Annotated in this window: 17 protein-coding genes and 1 pseudogene; 10 read left to right on the top strand and 8 right to left on the bottom strand. The window is 59.2% G+C overall.

From position 1 onward, the window contains the following. Positions 1-568 precede the first annotated feature (568 nt). The 3 genes from WS68_RS22810 to WS68_RS22820 all read left to right on the top strand — a co-directional run bounded on the left by WS68_RS22810 (position 569) and on the right by WS68_RS22820 (position 2473). Complete coding sequence (locus WS68_RS22810; RefSeq protein WP_059573135.1) at positions 569-1405, top strand: AraC family transcriptional regulator; 837 nt, start codon at positions 569-571, stop codon at positions 1403-1405. Positions 1406-1614: 209 nt separating this feature from the next. Next, positions 1615-2019 carry a cupin domain-containing protein gene (locus WS68_RS22815; protein ID WP_082710226.1) on the top strand — a complete coding sequence of 135 codons (405 nt, stop codon included), beginning with the start codon at positions 1615-1617 and terminating at the stop codon, positions 2017-2019. Between the two features lie 70 nt (positions 2020-2089). Then, positions 2090-2473 carry a DUF2000 family protein gene (locus WS68_RS22820; protein ID WP_231753096.1) on the top strand — a complete coding sequence of 128 codons (384 nt, stop codon included), beginning with the start codon at positions 2090-2092 and terminating at the stop codon, positions 2471-2473. 413 nt (positions 2474-2886) lie between these two features. Here the strand turns inward: WS68_RS22820 and WS68_RS22825 are convergent, their stop codons facing one another. From WS68_RS22825 to WS68_RS22840, 4 genes are all read right to left on the bottom strand, one after another. Then, a complete protein-coding gene (locus WS68_RS22825) occupies positions 2887-3519 on the bottom strand; it encodes a recombinase family protein (RefSeq protein WP_059572905.1) in 633 nt (210 codons plus the stop codon). A gap of 875 nt (positions 3520-4394) precedes the next feature. Then, positions 4395-6047 (bottom strand): hypothetical protein, encoded by a 1653-nt coding sequence (locus WS68_RS22830; protein ID WP_156429622.1) that lies wholly within the window; start codon positions 6045-6047, stop codon positions 4395-4397. 818 nt (positions 6048-6865) lie between these two features. Next, a complete protein-coding gene (locus tag WS68_RS22835; RefSeq protein WP_059572909.1) occupies positions 6866-7921 on the bottom strand; it encodes a chitinase in 1056 nt (351 codons plus the stop codon). Between the two features lie 886 nt (positions 7922-8807). Next, positions 8808-9275, bottom strand: a complete 468-nt coding sequence (locus tag WS68_RS22840; protein ID WP_059572910.1) for an Lrp/AsnC family transcriptional regulator — start codon at positions 9273-9275, stop codon at positions 8808-8810. Positions 9276-9517: 242 nt separating this feature from the next. Between WS68_RS22840 and WS68_RS22845 the strand changes: the two genes are divergently transcribed. Genes WS68_RS22845 through WS68_RS22855 form a run of 3 tightly spaced genes read left to right on the top strand, consistent with a single transcriptional unit; the run spans position 9518 to position 12572 of the window. Then, positions 9518-10903 carry an amino acid permease gene (locus WS68_RS22845; RefSeq protein WP_059572912.1) on the top strand — a complete coding sequence of 462 codons (1386 nt, stop codon included), beginning with the start codon at positions 9518-9520 and terminating at the stop codon, positions 10901-10903. Positions 10904-10940: 37 nt separating this feature from the next. Then, positions 10941-12143 (top strand): amino acid aminotransferase, encoded by a 1203-nt coding sequence (locus WS68_RS22850; protein WP_059572914.1) that lies wholly within the window; start codon positions 10941-10943, stop codon positions 12141-12143. Positions 12144-12182: 39 nt separating this feature from the next. Then, positions 12183-12572: a DUF488 domain-containing protein gene (locus WS68_RS22855; protein ID WP_059572916.1), complete on the top strand. Its 390-nt coding sequence runs from the start codon at positions 12183-12185 to the stop codon at positions 12570-12572. A 130-nt stretch (positions 12573-12702) separates the two neighbouring features. Here WS68_RS22855 and WS68_RS22860 read toward each other — a convergent pair whose 3' ends face one another. The 3 genes from WS68_RS22860 to WS68_RS22870 form a co-directional block, all read right to left on the bottom strand. Then, a complete protein-coding gene (locus WS68_RS22860) occupies positions 12703-13044 on the bottom strand; it encodes a DUF4148 domain-containing protein (RefSeq protein WP_059572917.1) in 342 nt (113 codons plus the stop codon). Between the two features lie 150 nt (positions 13045-13194). Continuing rightward, positions 13195-14649 (bottom strand): heavy metal sensor histidine kinase, encoded by a 1455-nt coding sequence (locus WS68_RS22865; protein ID WP_059572919.1) that lies wholly within the window; start codon positions 14647-14649, stop codon positions 13195-13197. Further along, positions 14646-15338 (bottom strand): heavy metal response regulator transcription factor, encoded by a 693-nt coding sequence (locus WS68_RS22870; RefSeq protein WP_059572921.1) that lies wholly within the window; start codon positions 15336-15338, stop codon positions 14646-14648. Before WS68_RS22870 ends, WS68_RS22865 begins: the two co-directional genes overlap by 4 nt. 547 nt (positions 15339-15885) lie before the next feature. On the opposite strand from WS68_RS22870, the gene WS68_RS22875 reads away from it, so the two are divergent. From WS68_RS22875 to WS68_RS22885, 3 genes are read left to right on the top strand one after another with little or no spacing between them, the layout of a single operon-like run. Continuing rightward, positions 15886-16662 carry an amino acid ABC transporter substrate-binding protein gene (locus WS68_RS22875; RefSeq protein ID WP_059572923.1) on the top strand — a complete coding sequence of 259 codons (777 nt, stop codon included), beginning with the start codon at positions 15886-15888 and terminating at the stop codon, positions 16660-16662. Positions 16663-16676: 14 nt separating this feature from the next. After that, a complete protein-coding gene (locus WS68_RS22880; protein WP_059572925.1) occupies positions 16677-17357 on the top strand; it encodes an amino acid ABC transporter permease in 681 nt (226 codons plus the stop codon). After that, on the top strand, positions 17354-18112 hold the full coding sequence (locus WS68_RS22885) for an amino acid ABC transporter ATP-binding protein (protein ID WP_059573138.1): 759 nt from the start codon (positions 17354-17356) through the stop codon (positions 18110-18112). The genes WS68_RS22880 and WS68_RS22885 overlap by 4 nt, the downstream gene beginning before the upstream one ends. 132 nt (positions 18113-18244) lie before the next feature. Here WS68_RS22885 and WS68_RS22890 read toward each other — a convergent pair whose 3' ends face one another. Beyond that, a complete protein-coding gene (locus WS68_RS22890; RefSeq protein WP_059572927.1) occupies positions 18245-19030 on the bottom strand; it encodes a helix-turn-helix domain-containing protein in 786 nt (261 codons plus the stop codon). Positions 19031-19334: 304 nt separating this feature from the next. On the opposite strand from WS68_RS22890, the pseudogene WS68_RS22895 reads away from it, so the two are divergent. Beyond that, positions 19335-20359 (top strand): annotated as a pseudogene (locus WS68_RS22895) (VTT domain-containing protein). The last annotated feature ends 54 nt before the right edge of the window (positions 20360-20413 follow it).

Consider the following 20413-nt stretch of genomic DNA (forward strand, 5'->3'; position numbering starts at 1 on the left):
GCGGCCGGAGATTCGCGGTACGGGCAGATGGTTGGGGCGCGGCACGCGTTGGCGGCCGCATATCGATAAAAGAAAATGATCGTAGTGCGCGTGCGGGAAGTGATGCGTCGGCGCAACATGGCGCTTGGTGGGGAGAAGCGCCCGACGGCCTTGGCACGTGCGGCGGATCTCGGAGGGTGCGACGGAGTTTGGGAGCGATTCGCGGGAAATCGGGCGGGGGGGGGGGGGGGGGGGGGGGGGCGGCGCTCGATGCGTCTGACGATAGTGCCGCGTGCGAGGTTTTCGGATCGCGCAGGAACTGCGGATGCGCATACCGCATTCCTTCACTGACGGTACTTCGCGAGCCTGGGGCTGGCCGGAAGACGACGGACGACGGCCCCACGACCTAGCCAACGGACGATCACCCGGCAGGCGCGGGATGTACGGTCCACGCATCCGGTACGCAGTGCTAGAATTTTTCCCATTTTGTTCAACTGGCGGGCCGAAACATCGATTCTCACGCGCCGGCGTGACTTTCCGGCTTCATTTCCGCGGCGAAGACGACATGGAAAACGAGGTGTGCAGCGCAATGCCGGGCGAGCCGCTGGGCAGCCCCGTTCCCGGTACGCGTGCCGATTGGATTCATCGGACGTCGCACGGCGGCATCGAGCGTATCGAAGCTTATTTCCATGCGCACGCTTACGACATGCACCGGCACGATACCTATGCGATCGGTTGTACGCTGTCCGGCGTGCAATCGTTCCATTATCGGCGCAGCTTCGTGCACAGCCGGCCCGGCCGCACGATCGTCATTCATCCCGACGAACCGCACGACGGCGAAGCTGGTACGGATCGGGGATTTCGCTACCGGATGATCTATGTGGCGCCGGCGCTTGTCCAGCAGGTGCTCGGCGGACGGCCGCTGCCGTTCATCGATGGCGGAATGTCGGACGATCCGCGGCTGCACGCCGCCGTCGGCACGCTGCTGCTACAGCTCGACGGCGGGGGCGATTCGTTCGAGCAGGACGACGCGCTGTTCGATCTGGCGATGGCGCTTGACGCGGCGTGCGGCGCGAAACGCGCGCGCCGCACCGGAGACTATCGCGCGGCGCAACTCGCGCGCACCTGTTTGCACGATGCGCCCGATTGCGCGATGTCGCTCGACGATCTCGCGCGCGTGGCGGGACAGGACCGTTGGAACTTGTGCCGCGATTTCCGCCATTTCTTCGGCACGAGCCCGTATCGATATCTGACGATGCGACGCCTTGAGCGTGTGCGCGCGCTGATCGTCCGGCAGGTTCCGCTCGCTGATGCGGCCGCGAGCGCCGGTTTCGCGGACCAGAGCCATATGACGCGCCATTTCAAACAGGCTTACGGGTTGCCGCCGGCGAGGTGGCTCAGGATGCTGTCGGCTCACACCGAGTGAGCGCCGGCCGGCTTGGGCTGGCCGTCTGGGGCGGCCGGTCCGCGGCCAGCGCGTATGCATGTCTGCGTTACCTCGACGTATGCGCGTGGGATTCAGGCTTGCCACATCCGCCACTTTCCGCCGCGACGAATGCACGATCGTTCAAGACGGTCAAGTCGCGCCGCCGGTACGATCGGCTCGATTTCATCCGACAGTGAGCAAAACGCCCCATGACAGTGACCGAGTCTGCACGCGCATCGTGCGCGCCCGTGGAGTATGCGCCAGTCAACCTCGACGAGAAATTCACACGAATCCATGATCTTTGGCAGCCGCGCGTCGTGGCGGAGATGAACGACTATCAATTCAAGGTCGTCAGGATCGAGGGCGATTTCGTCTGGCATGTTCATTCCGATACGGATGAAGCGTTCATCGTGCTGGATGGCGCGTTGCGTATCGATTTCCGCGATGGCGCCGTGCATCTTTCGAAAGGCGAAATGTTCGTCGTGCCGAAAGGAAAAGAACACAAACCCTATGCCGAGCGTGAAGTAAGGCTGATGCTGATCGAGCCGCGCGGCGTGCTCAATACCGGACAGGAAACGAACGAGAGGACGGCGAAGAATGATGTCTGGATCTGAATGCTTGCCGGTTTGGTCCGAGGCCTCGCCGAACTTGGCGCCGGCGGCGTTCAGCACCAAGATCGCGATCGTGGTTCGAGACGATCTTGCCGTCTGGCAGAAGCTCAATGTCACGGCGTTTTTGATGAGCGGCGTTGTTGGCGCGGCGCCGGAGATCGTTGGCGATCCGTACCGGGATGCAGACGGGCACGTTTATCACAGCCTCTGCGTGCAGCCGGTGATCGTGCTGTCGGCGGACCAGGCGACGATGCGCACGATTCAGCGGCGCGCCCTGGAGCGCAATGTGCGGCTGGGGGTTTATATCGAGGAAATGTTCACGACCGGCCACGATGCGGCGAACCGGGCAGTATTTGCCGAGTATGCGCCGGCCGATGCAAAGGTGGTCGGGCTTGCACTGCGCGAGCACAAAAAACTCGTCGACAAGGTGACGAAAGGTGCGCGCATGCATGCCTGATATGAGCCGGCCTGACATAAATCATGCATACAGGCAAATGGAGGAGCGGTAACGAATTTCCGGACGAGCGAATTGGGAATTGATCTTATCCCCATTTAACTGGTTTGAAAATTATGGGCGGAAGGTCTAATTTAGACGGCCGTCAATTTTAATTTGATGTTTATAAATATCTGGAAAATATAATGGAAGAGCGGAAAATGCATCAGGCGAAAATTTTAGAGACATTTGCCGGCGGCCTTCGGGCGGCATGTGTGACATTAAAAATAGGTGGCTGGCTCGGGTTATATTGTAGATTATATTTCCGCATTCTGTAAATAAAAAGGACGCGGCCGGGAGGACCGCGCCGATCAATGATTCTGATATTGACTTGCCACGGGGAGAGGCAAGCCGGTCCGATATTAGTGGCTGAAATGCTATTCGTCAACGGATTGAGAAAAATTGCACGCATGGATCAATCGCTTGACGGTACGGGGGTGAACATTGAATTGCGCGGCGACTTCATTGATCGACACGGTTTGAATGAGTTGTAAAACCTCCGCGCGCTGATGTGCGGATAACGCAGAGCGGCGGCCGAGCCGTTTGCCGCGTGCGCGGGCGGCGGCGAGGCCGGCGCGGGTGCGCTCGCTGATGAGGCTGCGCTCGAATTCCGCGAGGGCGGCCATCAGATGGAATACCAACACGCCGCCCGGCGACGCGGTATTGATGGATTCCGTGATGGACACGAAGTCGACATCGCGCCGGCTCAGAAAATTGACGAGATCGACGAGCTTTGCCAGCGAGCGGCCGAGGCGGTCGAGCCGCCAGACGACGAGCGTATCGCCCGGTTTGAGCAACTCGAGCGCACTGTCGAGGCCGGGACGGGAGAAATCCATGCCGGAAATGCCTTGGTCGGTCAAAATATGTTCGCAACCGCAGCATTGCAGCGCGTCGATTTGCAATTGTAGATTTTGTTCGTCAGTCGAGACGCGGGCATAACCGATTTTAACGGGCGGGCGGTGGTTCGGAATAACAGACTGCAGAGGGCGACTGGCGTGGTTTTGACGCATGCGTGAAGGGTGGGCAGATTGACTGGTCATTGGCGTACCGAGGTGACGAAGACAGCACAAAGGAATAGCCCATAAATGGAGCGCGTCGGGCATCGACGAGTGGATTGAATTTCTTCGAGCAGATCATGCATCGCATCGAAGATGCGCGTTGTCACGCAATAAGCAAATAGATTGTTCAACAAAGATAGGCTTGCGGGTAGGGGCAAAATCCTCTAGACAAAAAGGTCCGTTTTTGTCGAGCGGTCGAAATTTACCACGAACAGTTGTTAAATCAATCAGATGGTCGTGACGTCAGTGCTCGAATCCCGTGGTGATAAAGACTGAGTTTTTCTGCATTATATTCAATTTTATTGAATAGTGTTCATGAGTAATTCATTGAATGATGGTTTTGATGATTGTTTCGAGCGGCGCTGAGCTTCTTATGCAATGGCGCGGTAAAGAGAATGAATGCCGGCAATATCGATGAACTCGACGAATGCAGAAGATAAGCTAGACGAGAAAGAGGTTGAGCGAGATTTGCGCCGAAGGCGGGCGCCAGGATCGCAGTACGCGAATAGCAGCCTTCCAATAATCGGGTGTTCCGTTCAACGCGTTGCGCCCGCGGTTCCGATCGGGCAGTGGCGTGCGTCACATGAAAGCGTGCTGGGAGCAGGCGGGCTCGCGTCGAGCAAACGGATAAGAGGGGATTTCTACTTTTGTTTTGGGTTGCGGCGAACATCACTGACCGAGTGCCGGTGATGCTGGGCGAGCCGTTCCACGGGCGGCGAAATACGTGGATGAAACCGAACGGGCAACTCGCAGGCGGCGATCGATGCGCGCGTGCGAGCCCGTTATGACCGGGCGTTTTCGTGATACCCGGGGAGGCGAGGCCGATGCTAACGTCCAAGCTCTTCGAAGACCGCACATTTGATTGCGTGAGAGATGATGTTGCGATAGACGTGATTGGAATGAGCGAAGCCGCGCGTGTTCCGCAGAAAGGCCCGATCCTTGTTACGTTGTGCTTGAACGAAGCGCAGGATCTCAGCCAACTGCGGATCACCGCACGCGTTGGTTGCCGGATCGAAGTCCTCGTAGCGGTAGATCTTGTCGATCGCTACTTGAATCGAGTCCTTCGCTTTTTTTTCGTTGACAAAATGACTGAGAAGATTTTTGACGAACGTTTTTTCGTCTTCATCGGACAACGTATGGCCGCCGAGCTGGCGCGCGATGTGCGCATCGGCAAAAGACCTGCTCAACTGCGGGACGATGATGTTTCCGAAATCCACGTCGTAAGTCGCGGCGATCTTTTGCTGAAGGAAAAGCATCGCGGCTCGCGCGCGTGCGCTATGGTGCTCGCTGTTCGCCGCCAAGCCTTCGGCGATGGCGCTGCGGTCCGTGTTGAATTCGGAGAACGGCGGCTCGCCTTTGGTCGTGTGCAGTACAAACGAGCCGAGCAGCATCGCGAGCAGCGGAAAGACCGCCGGATTGCGCGCGGAACCGCCGTTGGTGACCGCGTTGACCATATTGAGTACTAAAAAGCCGGACTGCGCGCCGAACTCATGCATGAAATCCAGCGCGGCGTGCAAACCCTGGTCGACCAATCCATGGTTACGCGCAAAATTGGTGAATGGGTGCGTTTCGGCGGGGAAGCGGGTTTTTTTGAGTTGGGCCCATTCGTAACCGTGATGCAGGATTTCCGGCAAATGCGCCATCATCAGCAGGTTGCCTGCCGAACCGGCAATCGCCGATGAAAGGTCCCGTCCCAATGCGGCCATCGTTGGATTGAGCGTCATCGCGGTAATCGACATGAGCGACAGCGCGGGCAGGATGGCGTCCTTATAGCGCTTGTCCCGCACGGCCGCCATGAGGATCGGCAGGTTCTTGCCGATGGTGGGCACGAGCATGAAAAGAGCCGTCAATGCCGCCGAGGCGATATTGGCGTTCGTCAGCGTGTTATTCGTGCCGATCTTGTCGAAAAAATAAGTATTGACGGTGGAAATCAGATCGTCGATTGCCAAATCCCGGCCGCCGAATGCCGTCAGGTATTTTCTGGCGAGTTCTTTGACCGACTCCTTCAAACTGCCTTCCATCTTGCAATCCTCGATGTATTCGAGGAGTTGCGCATTGATGACCGGCAGAAGCGCCGCGGCGATGTCCAGTTTCGCCGGCGTCGGCTCCATCGTCATCAATGCCTGGCAGACCTGCGCGAGAACTTGTCCCGACGGCGGATATTGAGCCTCGGCCGCTTCGAGATCGCGATGGCGGGTCACGATCAATTTGTTTTCACGAAGTGCCAGATCGAATCCCGCATTCTTCAAAAAACTGTTCGCGACGTCGTTGGCTAGATTCCTCGGCGATACGAAACGGCCATATGGCCTTGCCAGGCCGATGGGGCGTCGTGCCGGGAGATGATCGATGGAAATCCTGGCTGGCAGACTTTCCGAGCGTTTCGCCATTCTTGCTGGGGTGGCGGCGGTGCTGGGAATGGGAGGCACGCTGGGCGCAAACGCCGGACATGGCATCGCAGTGGTGTTGGTGGTGGTCGGCATGGCATTCGTTTACGCAGGTTGAGGGTTGCGCTGATCCGCCGAACTTCGTCCGGCATCGATCGTTTGCGCCGATATGACATCGAATAACCATATCTGGCGCGACGGCATTTTTAATTCGGTTTTATCTAAAATTTAATTTTCAATGTTTAACAAATACGAATCAATGATGATAGTTTTACTTTAATGGTGCGAAATTGACAATGTGACCGATACGCGAAATCGATTTAACACATGCGAAAAGCCGAATATGATCCGCGGTGTGCCATCTGTTGCGGCAGTGACTGTATAAAACCGCGGATAAGGACGCAGGCGCCGCGCACGAAACGGCTTGGCGGTGCATGGTAAGGGCGGTGGTTCCGCTAGCGGATGCCGGAGTAAATGTGCGGCGGCTTCGCAATAAATCTGCCGATGCGGTGCCGGAAGTGATGCTGCTGGCCTGGCGGTGTGCGTGTTCCGGTTTGGATTAAGAATGAAACCGTCGATTCAATCCAGGCAAGCTTGGTTCCATCGTGGTTTTCGAAAGTGAATTGCGTTTCGTATCGAAGGAAGGGGGCAGGCATTCGCGGGGTATTCGCGAAGGCTTTTATCGATCGGCCGGCGTTATACCGGTTCGATACGGAACGACTTTGTCGGTGTTGTCGTTCTGAACCCGGTGCGCGTGCGCGCCGGATTTTCGTGGATCGATCCGAAGACGTGACGCCGAGGAGCAACGCGCCGCGGGCCACGGGGCGCCCATGCTGGGTGCCCCGGCAATAGATAAACCTCGCTATTTTCAACTGGCCTTTGCCGTCTCTTCGACGAACGGACCGGCGCGGCGGTCAAAGATTCAGCGCGGACAGGAATCGCTTGGTGAATCCAAGCGTTCCGGCTTGTCCATAGCTGTTACAGGTGGGTGATGCATAGCCGGGCGGGCAATCGTTGTCGCGATCGAACGACCAGAAATGGATGCCAGCGAGGCTATTTTGTTGTGCAAAGGACGAGATGGTGTTGACGTCGGCGAGTGTAAACGTTTCGTCCTGCGTATCGTTTCCTCCAATCATTGGTGTCAGTTCGATTTGCGAATACGGGGTGCCATAGTAATTATGCAGATTGACGGCTGCCTGGATGGCGGATTTTCCCATGTCGCACAACCCATTGCTGCCGATCACGCAGTTGCCGGGATTGGCACTGCCGTAATCCATCGTCATCAAATTGATGGTGTAATTGGTCAGCCCGAAGGTCTTGATTGCGTTCATGACCATGGCGCCGGTCTGATTCAGGCTTTGCGCAGAGTTGCCGCCGAGCGTCGCGAGCGTGAAGCTGAAGCGCAATTGCGGGTAGATCCGCGAAGCGTTGATCACGCGTTGAACGAGATTGTTGATCGCGTCCTGACTCTGGCCTGCTTCGATGTCGAAGTCGACGCCCACCAGGTTGGCAGAATAGTAGGTTTGAATGAATTTCTGAAAGCCGGCATCCGAGCTACAGGTAAACGAGCCAGCCGCGCCGCCGGTCGACAGAATGTATTTCTTTCCGGCATTCACCATGTTTTGCACGTTGGCGCTGGCCACCATTGCAGGTTGAAGGCCCCCCCAGTTCTCGCTGCCGCACTCTCCGGTGGCGAATGCCCAAGTCAAGGTGTCCAGATTGCTTGGCATGACGTTGAGGATGGGCTGAAGCGAACCGGTCACGTTGGTGGAGATGACATTCGTGTTCCAGTTCATGCTGATCGTGATGTCTTTATAAGGACTAAATATCAATCGGGGCGTGGCCGCCGCTACCGCCTTCATCGATTTTTGCGCCATGCCCGATATACCGCTGGAACCGCCATCTCCACATGCTGCCAGCACACATCCGGCAAGAATCGAAACGACGCTTTTTAGCATTTCTTTTCTCATGATCGTCCTTGTTGGGGGGGAAGCTGCGGTTATTTCGTCCTACATAACTTATACAAAACTTCTATGTTGTCAAATTATTTTGTGTGGATTTTGAGGGTGGATAATTGGGAGGCAGAAATAATTTCTTATCGATTGCCGGAGACAGTTGGGTTTTCCTGGGTTGTGATGCTGGATGGTTTGTTAAATTTTGCGCTCCAAATTTAGGTGCAAGATGATTTATGAAAATTATTGAGCAATTCGAATCGATGGGAAGATCTGGCTGACATAAATCGTTTTTTTAAAATTATCGATATTTTCCGGATCGTATGAGATGAACTATGTAGCCCATAAAAATTAACTCGGATTTCCCTTGTTTGAATGGCTGTTTGTCACACTGGATTTTTAAGTGTGTCGGATATTGAATTCGCCTGGTGGCTTGCGTTTTGGCAGGTGGCGTTGCGGAATGGTTTTCCGCCCCGAATCAACGGGCATCGAGTAACAATTTCCGGAATGCCTGGGCACGTTGGTTTGCGCTAAATTGGCGGCACCTCGACGCGGATGGCGCCAACCACGGCCCGTAGGCTGCTTCGACCGATGCTCACAAGTACGCGCAGGTTCGGCGCGGTTCCGAGAGCCGGGCATATCGATACTTAGGTGGCCAGGAATCCTGATCATCTGGCGAAGCGGAAAATGTCGAGAAATGCGTGCCCGCCGGCTTTCCCGATGATGCCGGCGCTATCCTTCCTGCACATGTTTCCGAAAGCGGCTACCCTCGAGTATGCGTCTTCTCGTTACGGCCTGTTTCGCGAGCGCCGTTGCGCGGCCTCGTAAAGATCAATCGGTTCGCCGATGGCCTTGTGCGGCGAATCGAAGCGCGCGCCGGTGGAATGTCCCGCTGGCGGCCGGGCTACAGCGGTACCGCGCTCGTGCATTTGATCTCGTCAAGGCATACGCTCGAATGCACACCGCTCACGCCGGGAATGCGCATCAGCGTATCGAGCAGGAATGTCGACAGTCCTTTCAGATCTGCGGCGACGACCTTCAGTACGTAGTCGATATCTCCGGTGACGGAAAAGCATTCCTGGATTTGCGCGAGTTCCGACACAAGCTTCTGGAACGTCGACAAATCGCGGATATGGCCGCGCTCCATCGTGACCTGCACGAACGCGGTGACCCCAAAGCCCAGCATGCCGGCATCGAGCCGGGTTTCGTAGCGTTTGATTGCGCCGATTTCCTCGAGCCGGCGATGCCGCCGCAATGTTTGAGCGGGCGACAGTCCAACTGCGCTTGCCAGCTCCAAATTGGAGATTCGCCCACGTTCCTGCAGGATATCGAGCAATTGGCGATCGATGCGATCTAGAAGCACTTCTTGCATTTTTGTTTCCTAATTTGTCTCCTGCATGCAATTTTATCTCATAATGTAGGGTTTGCATGAAGGGTGTACGAAACCCGATTTCGTCCCGCCAGCGATAAACTGAGCGCCGGCTTTTCGGCAGTCCCCAGCCCGGTAAGCCCGGCGTGAAACCGCGACCGGCCGCCGGAAACACTATATAAGGCGCCCCGGCCGGTCTGGATGCGCGCCGCCGCTCCGCCGCGGGCGGGCCCAATGGAGAAGACATGGTTTTGGATCAGAACGACGATGGCCTCAAACGGGGGTTGAAGAATCGTCACATTCAATTAATCGCGTTAGGCGGCGCGATCGGCACCGGGCTTTTTCTCGGTATTGCTCAGACGATTCAGACGGCGGGGCCGTCGGTGCTGCTCGGCTATGCGCTGGCGGGCGTCGTTGCGTTCTTTATCATGCGGCAGCTTGGCGAGATGGTCGTCGACGAGCCCGTCGCCGGTTCGTTCAGCCATTTCGCGTATAAATACTGCGGACATTTCACCGGCTTTCTGTCCGGCTGGAACTATTGGGTGTTGTATGTGCTCGTCAGCATGGCCGAGCTTTCCGCGGTCGGCATCTACGTTCAGTACTGGTGGTCGGTCGTGCCGACCTGGATATCTGCGCTAGTGTTCTTTTGCGTGATCAACGCGATCAATCTCGCGAGCGTCAAGTCTTATGGCGAGACGGAGTTCTGGTTCGCGCTCGTCAAGGTGGCCGCGATCGTCGGGATGATTGTCTACGGCGGTTATTTGCTAGTGTCAGGGCACGCTGGGCCCGATGCCGGCGTGTCGAATCTGTGGCGGCACGGCGGTTTTTTCCCCAACGGCGCCGGCGGGCTCGCGATGGCGATGGCGGGCATCATGTTCTCGTTCGGCGGGCTCGAGCTTGTCGGCATCACGGCCGCCGAGGCGGACGATCCTAGCCGCAGCATTCCGCGCGCAACCAATCAAGTGATCTATCGGATTCTGATTTTCTACATCGGCGCGCTCGGTGTGCTGCTCGCGCTATATCCGTGGCAGAAGGTTGTCACGGGCGGAAGCCCGTTCGTGATGATCTTTCATGCGTTATCGAGTGATGTCGCGGCGAATGTGTTGAACGTTGTGGTGCTGACGGCCGCGCTGTCGGTCTACAACAGCGGCGTCTATTGCAACAGCCGGATGCTGTACGGGCTTGCGCAGCAGGGCAATGCCCCGCGCGCGCTCGCGCATGTCAACCGGCGCGGCATTCCGATCGCGGCGCTCGGCATGTCGGCGCTCGCGACCGCGCTGTGCGTGCTGATCAACTACTTCATGCCCGGCAAGGCATTCGAGCTGTTGATGGGGCTCGTCGTATCGGCGATCATCATCAACTGGGCGATGATCAGCGTGATTCATCTGCGTTTTCGCCGCGCCAAACGTGCTGAGGGCGCCGAAACGCGCTTCAAGAGCATTGGTTATCCTCTGACGAATTACCTGTGTCTTGCGTTCATGGCGGCCATCCTCGTCATCATGTACCGGACGCCGGATCTGCGCCTGTCGGTCTATTTGATTCCGGTATGGCTTGCGGTGCTCGCGATTGGCTACCGCCTCCGGCCGCGCGGTGCGCAGTATGTGCTGACGGACGGCGCTTCGGCGCGTTGACCCGATTTCCCTTTCCATTCATCAGTCAGAAACCGCCATGTTTGAACATATCGATGCGTTTCCCGGCGATCCGATTCTCACGTTGAACGAGAATTTTCAGCAAGATCCGCGCGCGCGCAAAGTCAACCTGTGCATCGGCATTTACTTCGACGACGAAGGCCGCATTCCGGTGCTGAACGCTGTGCGCGAAGCCGAGGCGATCGTGCAGCGAGAAGGCGGGCCGAAGCCGTATCTGCCGATGACGGGATTCGCACCGTATCGTGACGCAGTGCAGACGGTTCTGTTCGGTGAGGACAGCGAAGCGCGCGCGGCCGGCTGCATCGCGACGGTGCAAACGCTCGGCGGATCGGGCGCGTTGCGGATCGGCGCGGATTTCATCAAGCGCTATTTTCCCAGCGCGCAAGTATGGATCAGCGATCCGAGCTGGGAGAACCATCGGTTTATCTTCGAGCGCGCAGGGCTGACGGTCAACACGTATCCGTACTACGACGACGAGACGGGCGGCCTGAAGTTCGACGCGATGCTTGGGGCGATCGACGCGCTGCCGCCGCGCAGTGTCGTGTTACTGCACGCATGCTGCCACAACCCGACCGGCGTCGATCTCGACGAGGCGCAGTGGCTCAAGCTGATCGATGTCGTGCAGGCGCGTGAGCTGCTGCCGTTCGTCGACATCGCATACCAGGGTTTCGGCGCGGGGCTCGCGGCCGACGCGTTCGCGGTGCGCGAGTTGGCGCGTCGCGGTGTGCCGGCGCTTGTTGCGAATTCGTTCTCGAAGAACTTCTCGCTGTATGGCGAGCGCGTCGGCGCATTGTCGGCTATTTGCGACGATGCGGCGGTTGCGCAGCGCGTGCTCGGTCAGCTCGCGGGCGTCGTGCGCTCGAACTACAGCAGCTCGCCGATCTACGGCGCGAAGATCGTTGCTCAGGTGCTCACGACGCCCGCGCTGCGTGCGCAGTGGGAAGAGGAGCTCGCGGCAATGTGCCGGCGCATCGCGAAGATGCGCGCCGCGATTCACGACGGCCTGCGCGCGCACGTGCCGGCCGATGCGCTTGCCCGCTACGTGAAGCAGCGCGGGATGTTTACGTATACGGGGCTGAGCGCGTCACAGGTCGACCGGCTGCGCGAAGAGCACGGCGTGTATGTGCTGCGCTCGGGGCGGATGTGCGTCGCCGGATTGAACGAGGCGAATGTCGGCATCGTGTCGGAGGCTTTCGGCGCGGTGATCGCGAGCGGCGTTTGATATGGCATCGATCGTTACCGCACGCAACGGCAGGCGCGTATGAGCATCAGCATCGTTCAGCTTGGCGCGCCGCGCGCGGCCGATGAGGGGGTGCGGATCGGCACCGTGCGGCGTCCGCCGCGCGGAGTCCCGAAAGCGCAATTCGCGTCGCGCAACTACTACGACGTGTGGCTGCCGACGCTTTCGCCGAGTGCCGAACTCGTCGCTGAAGCCCAGGCCGCGATTTCGGACGCCGAATGGCGCGCGTTCGAGCGCAAATTCCGCGCCGAGATGAGCCGTGGCGATGCGAGCAAGGTGCTCGATGTACTGGCGGTGCTATCGGCGACGGCGAATTTTGCCGTCGGCTGTTATTGCGACGACGAGGCGCGGTGCCACCGCGGTATTCTGCGTCGGTTGTTCGAGGAGCGCGGCGCGTCGGTGCGTCCGTGATGCGGCACGCCCGCTCGGATTGGCGATTGGCGAATGTTGGTCCTCTTGCGCGCTTGCCCTCGCCGCTCAGCGACAAGGGCGACGCACAATCGGTTCGGCCGTTGGCGCTTACGGCATGCTACGGGGCCGCTCACGATCCTGTGTACGGATTGCAGAACGTCCGCGGGCCGACGCAGCGCTCTTCCTGATACGCTTCCGAAAGATCGCGCGTCGAGCCTGAGCGCGCCTCGCTGCCGGTATTGGCAACCGTGTGCACCGGCTGCTTCGATTTCGTCTTATTCGCAAAGCGGTGTGCATAGAACGGCGAAATTTCGGGGTACGACGCGTCGGTTATGTAATCGAGCCCATTGGCCTTGGCCTCGACCAATTCCTGATAAACCTGAGCGCGAGTCTTGCCGACGGGCATGTCGGCGAATGCCGCGGGTGAAACGATCGCGGCGGCGAGGGCGACGGTAAGGAATTTGGCTTTCATACGTTCTCCATATCGATCTCGAATCCAACAAGCGAATTCGATGATTGACATTCTGAAGAAGAGTCCCTCCGCCAACGTGACCCGCCTATGATGTTTTTGTCATTTTGATGACAAGGGCGAAGTCGAATATAAAATAACTCGCGAAACGGTTCAGGTTTGTTCCAGATGCAGGCGCGAATCATGGTGGGGCGAGGCGCGATCGCCGTAATTGGCCGAGTGCTCGCGAGGAAAGCGCAGAAAAAACGTCGTAAAGGCGTTCGGTACGCTCTCGACCCAGCAATCGCCGCCGTGTTCGGTCATGATCGAGCGCACGATCGCGAGCCCGAGCCCCGTGCCCGAGGCGGAATCGTATCGCGACGGATCGACGCGGTAGAAACGGTCGAAGATGCGCGGCACATGCACGGCTTCGAGTCCGCGGCCAGTATCGGTCACGGCGATCACGACGTGCCGCTCCGATGGCTCGCAGCGGACGACGACGCTCGAATGGTCCGGCGCATGACGAATCGCATTCGACAGCAGATTGCTTAGCGCGCGTTGCACGAGCATCAGATCGCCCTGGAAGTGGCCGCTGCCTTCCACCGTGATGCGGATGCCACGATCCTCGGCAACCGTCTCGTAGTAGCGCACGATCCGGTCGGACATTGCATAGGCGTCGATCGGCTCGATCGCGAGCGTGTTCTGATGGCCGTCCGCACGGGCAAGAAACAGCATGTCGTCGACCATGCGAGCGAGCCGTTGATACTCTTCGACACTTGATTCGATGACCTGACGATATTCGCTGACCGAGCGCCGCTGCGACAGTGCGACTTGTGCCTCGGCGAGCAGATTGGTGAGCGGCGTGCGAATGTCATGCGCGAGATCGGACGAGTATTCCTTCAGCCGCGTAAACGATGCGTCGAGCCGTGCGAGCATCCGGTTGAACGATACCGCAAGTTCCCGCAGCTCGCCTGCCATTTCCGTTTCAGGTAGCGGCTGCGTGAGCCGGCTGCTCGAAATCTGGTCGGCCTGCAATGCGAAGCGGCGCAATGGCCTGAGCGTGTACGCGGCAATCCAATGCGCGACCGCCGCCGCGCAGGCCGTGCCGGCAAAAATGATCGCGATGATGCTGATTGCACAAGTGCGCAGTAGTGATTGCTCGCGATGAAAATCGTATTGGATTGCGACGTGCAATCGCTGGTTTGGTTGATTGCCGATGCGTATCGGCGCAACCAGATAGCGTTTTGCGTGACGCTTGTCGTCGACGATCGATGCATGGTCGCTCGCATTCGCCTGCAATACGCCATTGTACGGAACGAACCAACTGCTTTGCATGCGCGCGGCGCCTTGCGCGTCGTAGATCGCGAAATCGACTTTTTCGTCGCTATGAAACGAGTCGTAGAAGCGATGCGCCTTTTCGCGCAGATCCGTCATATCGCTTGCATCGCCAATGTGCGCGATCACGCCCGCGAGCGTCGTTTCCATCGCACGCTCCGATGAATAGGCAAACGTACGCGTCAGCGTTTCATAGAGCATCAGGCCGCTGATTGCGAGCAGCACGGTCGTCGACAGCGCAAACCGGATCGTCAGCTTCGCGCGCATGGTGCGCCCTTCCCACCGGCGGATCATGCGAAGGATTCGCATGACTCGTCTCGCTGTTCGAGTACATATCCCATTCCCCGAACCGTATGGATCAGCTTGGGCTCGTAGTTTTGATCGACCTTTGCGCGCACACGCTTGATCGCCGCATCGACGACGTTCGAATCGCTGTCGAAATTGATGTCCCAGATCTGGGAGGCGATCAGCGAGCGAGGCAGAATCTCGCCTTGCCGGCGCATCAGCAGCCACAGCAACAGGAATTCCTTGGTGGTAAGCAGAATTGTGTTGCCTTGGCGGCGCGCCTTGCGTTGAATCAGATCGAGCTCGAGATTGGCCACGCAAAGCACTGACGTATCGGACGTCTGTCCGCGCCGCAGCAACGAGCGCACGCGTGCGAGCAACTCGGCGAAATCGAAAGGTTTGGCGAGATAGTCGTCGCCGCCGAGTTCGAAACCTTTTACGCGATCGTCGACCTGGTCGCGGGCAGTGAGAAACAGTACCGGTGTGCGACGGGTTTTGCGCAGCTCGCGCACGATGGTCCAGCCATCGCAGCCGGGTAGCATTACGTCGAGAATCGCGAGGTCGTAGTCTTCGGTCTGCAATTGATGCAAGCCGCTGACGCCATCCTGTACCCAGTCGCAAACGAAGCCCGCCTCGGTGAGCCCGCGCTTCAAATACGTACCCGTCTTCGGCTCGTCTTCTACGATGAGGATCTTCATTTCAAAATCATGGAAATTGCGTGAAGCTATGTTTGAGATTATGTGCGGTTCATAGTTCAACATTTCGGTATCCGATTAAATATGAATTTCTTGCACTCTTGGACGACGCCGGCCATGCGACGAAAAGTCGCATGGTAGGCCGGTCGGAAGACGTATCGGTTCACGCGGAGGGGAGAGGGCGGTTCGGCGTCCGAACATGACGAGTTTGTCATTTATCTATATAAGCGAACGTAAAAAAATAATTCTCGGGCGCAAGCGAACATGAATTAATTTAACGCGCGAATATGTTGGGATATTGATTGAGCGGATCGATCGATGGAGCGATCCGCTTCTCGAAGCCGTTCGGGAATTCGAGCCTGCGTGCCGTGTTGCCGGTTCGCGTCGATCTTCAAGATCGCGTGCCGCGAGCGCCTTATTCAGCGCGTTCATATCGATACCCGATTTGCTTTTTTGCCTGTCCGTGGCGCGTCGGTAGAATTCGCGCACCTCTCGATCGGTGCCCGCAGGCGGGAGGGCTCAATCCCGTCCATCAATCAGGGTATGCGCCATGAAACTCATCCGCTCCATGCTGTTCGCCGCATTGTTCCAGGCCGTCTTGGCAACAAGTGCATTCGCTGACGATCTCGCTCAAGTCAAAGCGTCCGGCGTATTCCGAGTCGGCACCGAAGGCACTTACGCGCCGTTTACGTACCATGACGAAACGGGCAAGCTGACGGGTTTCGACGTCGATATCGCGACCGCGGTTGCGCAGCGGCTTGGTGTCAAGCCGCAGTTCGTCGAGGGCAAGTGGGACGGGCTGATCGCAGGGCTCGATGTGAACCGGTTCGACGCGGTCGTCAACGAAGTGGCGATCACCGATGCACGCAGGGTGAAGTACGATTTCTCGACGCCGTACATCACGTCGCGGGCCGTGCTGATCGTGCGTACCGACAATGCGACGATCCGTTCGTTCGACGATCTGAAGGGCAAGAAGTCGGCAAACACGTTGACGAGCAATTTCGGCCGACTCGCGGCCGCGCATGGCGCGGACGTCGTGCCGGTACAAGGCTTCAATGAAGCGGTGGATCTACTGACTTCGGGGCGTGTCGATGCGACGATCAACGATTCGCTGTCCTATCTCGATTTCCGCAAGCATAAGCCCGATGCGAAGCTGAAGATTGCCGCGACGGACACAACCGGCGCGGGCGAACAATCGGGCGTGCTGATTCGCAAGGGCAACCCGGAACTGCTTGCCGCGATTGACAAGGCGCTCGCCGACATCAAAGCCGATGGTACTTACGCGAAGATCTCGCGCAAGTATTTCGGCCGCGATGTTTCGCAGTGACGTGGAGCCGAACGATGCCGGCTTGGCTGCATTTGATGACGCAATCGCTGTGGCCGCTGCTGTACGCGGGGCTGGTGTTTACGGTGCCGTTGACACTCGCATCGTTTGCGATCGGGCTTCTGCTTGCATTTGCCAGCGCGCTCGTGCGTCTGTTTGGACCGCGCAGCGCGCGGGCGGCGGCGCGCTTCTACATCTGGCTGTTTCGCGGTTCACCGCTGCTGGTACAGCTTTTCGTGATTTTTTACGGATTGCCGAATATCGGTATCGTGCTCGATCCGTTGACGGCTGCCGTCATCGGTTTTTCGTTGAACGTTGGCGCATATAACGCCGAAGTGATTCGCGGCGTGATCGAATCGATTCCGAAAGGGCAGTGGGAAGCCGCATACTCAATGGGCATGACGCGCGCGCAGGCGTTGCGGCGCGCGATCTTACCGCAGGCGGCGCGAGTTGCGCTGCCCGCGTTGGCGAACTCGTTCATTTCGCTCGTCAAGGATACGTCGCTTGCGGCGGTGCTGACCGTGCCGGAGATTTTCCAGGCCGCGCAGCGCATCGCGGCGGTCACATACGAGCCGCTCGTTCTCTATACCGAAGCGGCGTTGATCTATTTACTGTTCAGCTCGGTATTGTCGGGCGCGCAGCGGCGTCTCGAAACGTATTTCGGGCGCCATGCACTTTTCCAGGCGCAATGGCGATGATCCGGCTCGAACGCATCGATAAATCTTTCGGCGAGCACCGGGTGCTCTCGCAAATCGATTTGGTGCTAAAGCCCGGCAGTGTCACGGCATTGATCGGCCCGTCAGGCAGCGGCAAGAGCACGCTGCTGCGCTGCGTGAATCTGCTGGAGGTTCCGGAGTCCGGCTCGCTTACGGTTGGCGACGCACGCATTTCGTTTGCACCGGGGCAGAGGCTGTCTCGCGACGCGCTGTTCGCGGTGCGTCGCCAAACTGGCATGGTGTTCCAGAATTTCCAGTTATTTCCGCATTTAACCGTCGTGCAGAACGTGATGGAAGGGCTGGTGACCGTGCAGGGGTGGGACCGTGAGCGGGCGCGGCAACGGGCGCTTGGTCTGCTCGATAAAGTCGGCATTGCCGATAAAGCGGATGCGTGGCCGGCGATGCTGTCCGGCGGCCAGCAGCAGCGTGTTGCGATCGCGCGTGCGCTCGCGCCTTCGCCGCAGGTTTTGTTATGCGACGAGCCGACCTCCTCGCTCGATCCCGAACTGTCGGCCGAAGTGGTCGAAGTGCTACGGCAACTGGCGGGCGACGGCACGACGATGTTGATGGCGACGCACGATCTGCGTCTTGCGGCGTCGATCGCGCACGATGCGATATTTCTGGCGGCTGGCCGGGTCGTGGAGGCGGGCACGTCGCGCGATTTGTTCGCTCGGCCGCGCGATCCGCGAACCGTTCGCTTCATCTCTACGCTCACGCAGCACATGGCGGCGCCCTGAGTGAATGGCCCGGGCAGATGCGCCGCGCGGCCTGCTCGATGCGAGCGCGTCAACCATTCGTAATGGCGCAATGGGGCAGCCAGCAACGCTGCGGATCGTGCGGGCCCAGCAGGGCGTTAACCTTGGCAGTGCCTAACGTGTGTTTTTTTTCTCGCCGCGCCGCGCGGCAACGTGGCGGATAGCCGCCGCAGCGGCTGGCGCAGCGTCGCGCATGGCGGCATCCGGCGCGCTCGCACCGCGCTTCGAGCGCCGCGAGCCCGATGCGGGCACGGCTTGTGCGGCAACTCCAGGCTTTGGTTGGCGCGCGCCCGGCGCACGCGCCGGTTTCTGTTCGCCCGGCAGCGACGGAAATGCCGGTTGCCCGTCGCCGAAGAGCGGCAGCGTGCCGACCGCGACCAGTTCCGCAGGTTCGTCCCCGGCGTTCGCGACGCGGTGCCGGGTATGCGCGTTGAAGTGCAGAGAATCGCCGGGGCCGAGCAAGTAGTCCCGCTTGCCGACCGTATAGCGCACTTGTCCCGACAGCACGAACACGAATTCGTCGCCTGCATGGGCGACCCATTCCGAACAATAGCCTTCCATCATCGACACTTTGACGGCATTGAGCTGATTGCCCGGAAAGGTGGTCGACAGGCGTTCGTAGCGCTGCTGGGCAGGGCGGATCGAATATGATTCGCGGCTGTTCTGGTGCGAGTTGGGCGCATCCTGGCGCGGCTGCTCGATGAGCGCGGAAAGCGGCGTGTGGAGCGCTTTCGCGACGTTGACGAGCGAGGAAATTGAGATGCCGGTGAGGTTACGCTCGACTTGCGACAGGAATCCGACCGACAGGCTGGCCTCGGTGGCCACTTCGAGTAACGTTTTTTTCAGCTCGCGGCGCAGGCGGCGGATGCGCCCGCCGATGTGCATGATGTCCGAATCCATGAATCTCCCACGAGGCTACGGTTGCCGTTCGATGCAACAAGCACCGGCGCCTGCCGGGCATTGGCATGGCTGCGCCCGTTGCGCGGACGCGATGGCTGATGCCCGTGCATTGTACAGCGCCGGTTTCCGCTTTTCGCGCAATGACGAAAAAGAGCGGGCCGTCGCAGGTTTGCGGGAGGCTGTAATGAAACAAGTTTAGAATGCGAAATGCCGATTCACGCCGCGCATGCGCCGCGGCCGGTGCCGGGCAATATGCCGGCGCCGCTGCAACCGCTCGGCATTTGCTGCGTTCGAGGTGTGTTCCGTGTGGCATTTTCCGCAGGCTATTCCCGCGTCGCTTGGTCCGCTGGCCGTATTCGTCAGTGTGCTCATCACACAGCTTGGCATTCCCGTGCCGGCCGTGCCGATGCTGATCGTCGGCGGCACGATGGCGGCGATGGGGCAGGCATCGTATGCGAGCATGCTGTGCGCGGCCGTCGGCGCCACGGTGCTTGCCGATTCATTGTGGTTTTTTGCCGGCCGCGCGCGCGGCCGGCGTCTTCTCAATTCGCTGGTGCGTTTTTCACTGTCGCTCGACACGACGTTGCGCGTCGCGCGCAAGGTGTTCGAAAAACACGGCGCGCCGCTGCTCGTGCTCGCGAAATTCCTGCCGGGGCTCGGCCTCGTTTCCGCGCCGCTTCTTGGCACCACGGCGGTGGCCGTGTGGGTGTTCCTCGCATGGGACATCGCGGGCGCATCTTTGTGGGCGGGCGTGTGGCTGTTCGGCGGCGCCGCGCTGCACGACGAGATCGCCCGGCTGATGCAATGGGTGAGCGCGAGCGGTGGCTCGCTATTCGATGCGCTCGCTGCAATCTTCGTCACATTCCTGCTGTATAGATGGGTTTGCCGGTTGCGCTTTCGCCGCTGGCTCGCGAAAGTTCGCATCAGCCCGCAGCAGCTCGACGAGATGATGCGCTCGAGCGCGCCGCCCGTCGTTTTCGATGCGCGGCCGCGCGCGGTCCGCGCGAAGGAGGCATACCGGATCGCTGGCGCGTATCCGCTCGATCTCGATTCTCCCGACCCGCTGCATCCCGATTTGATGGCGCGTTCGATCGTCGTTTATTGCGTATGTCCGAACGAAGCGAGCGCGAAGCGCATCGTTAGCCAATTGCATCGCAAGCAAATGCGTCACGTGCTGGCGCTGAAGGGCGGCCTCGACGCATGGGAGAAGGAGGGCTTCCCGGTGGAGCCGTTGCCCGCCGATTTCGATGCCGCGCGCTATGTCGCGCCGGCCACGGATCTGTCCGTGCGCGACGGCGGCTATGCGGTGCCGCCGGCTTGACGGAGTAGTATCGGGTGCCTGCTGCGCCCGAGCGCGGCGGCGGTACTGTGATGCTGTGCAGC

This window comes from Burkholderia sp. TSV86 (genome assembly GCF_001522865.1).
In the GTDB taxonomy this organism is placed as follows: Bacteria; Pseudomonadota; Gammaproteobacteria; order Burkholderiales; family Burkholderiaceae; genus Burkholderia.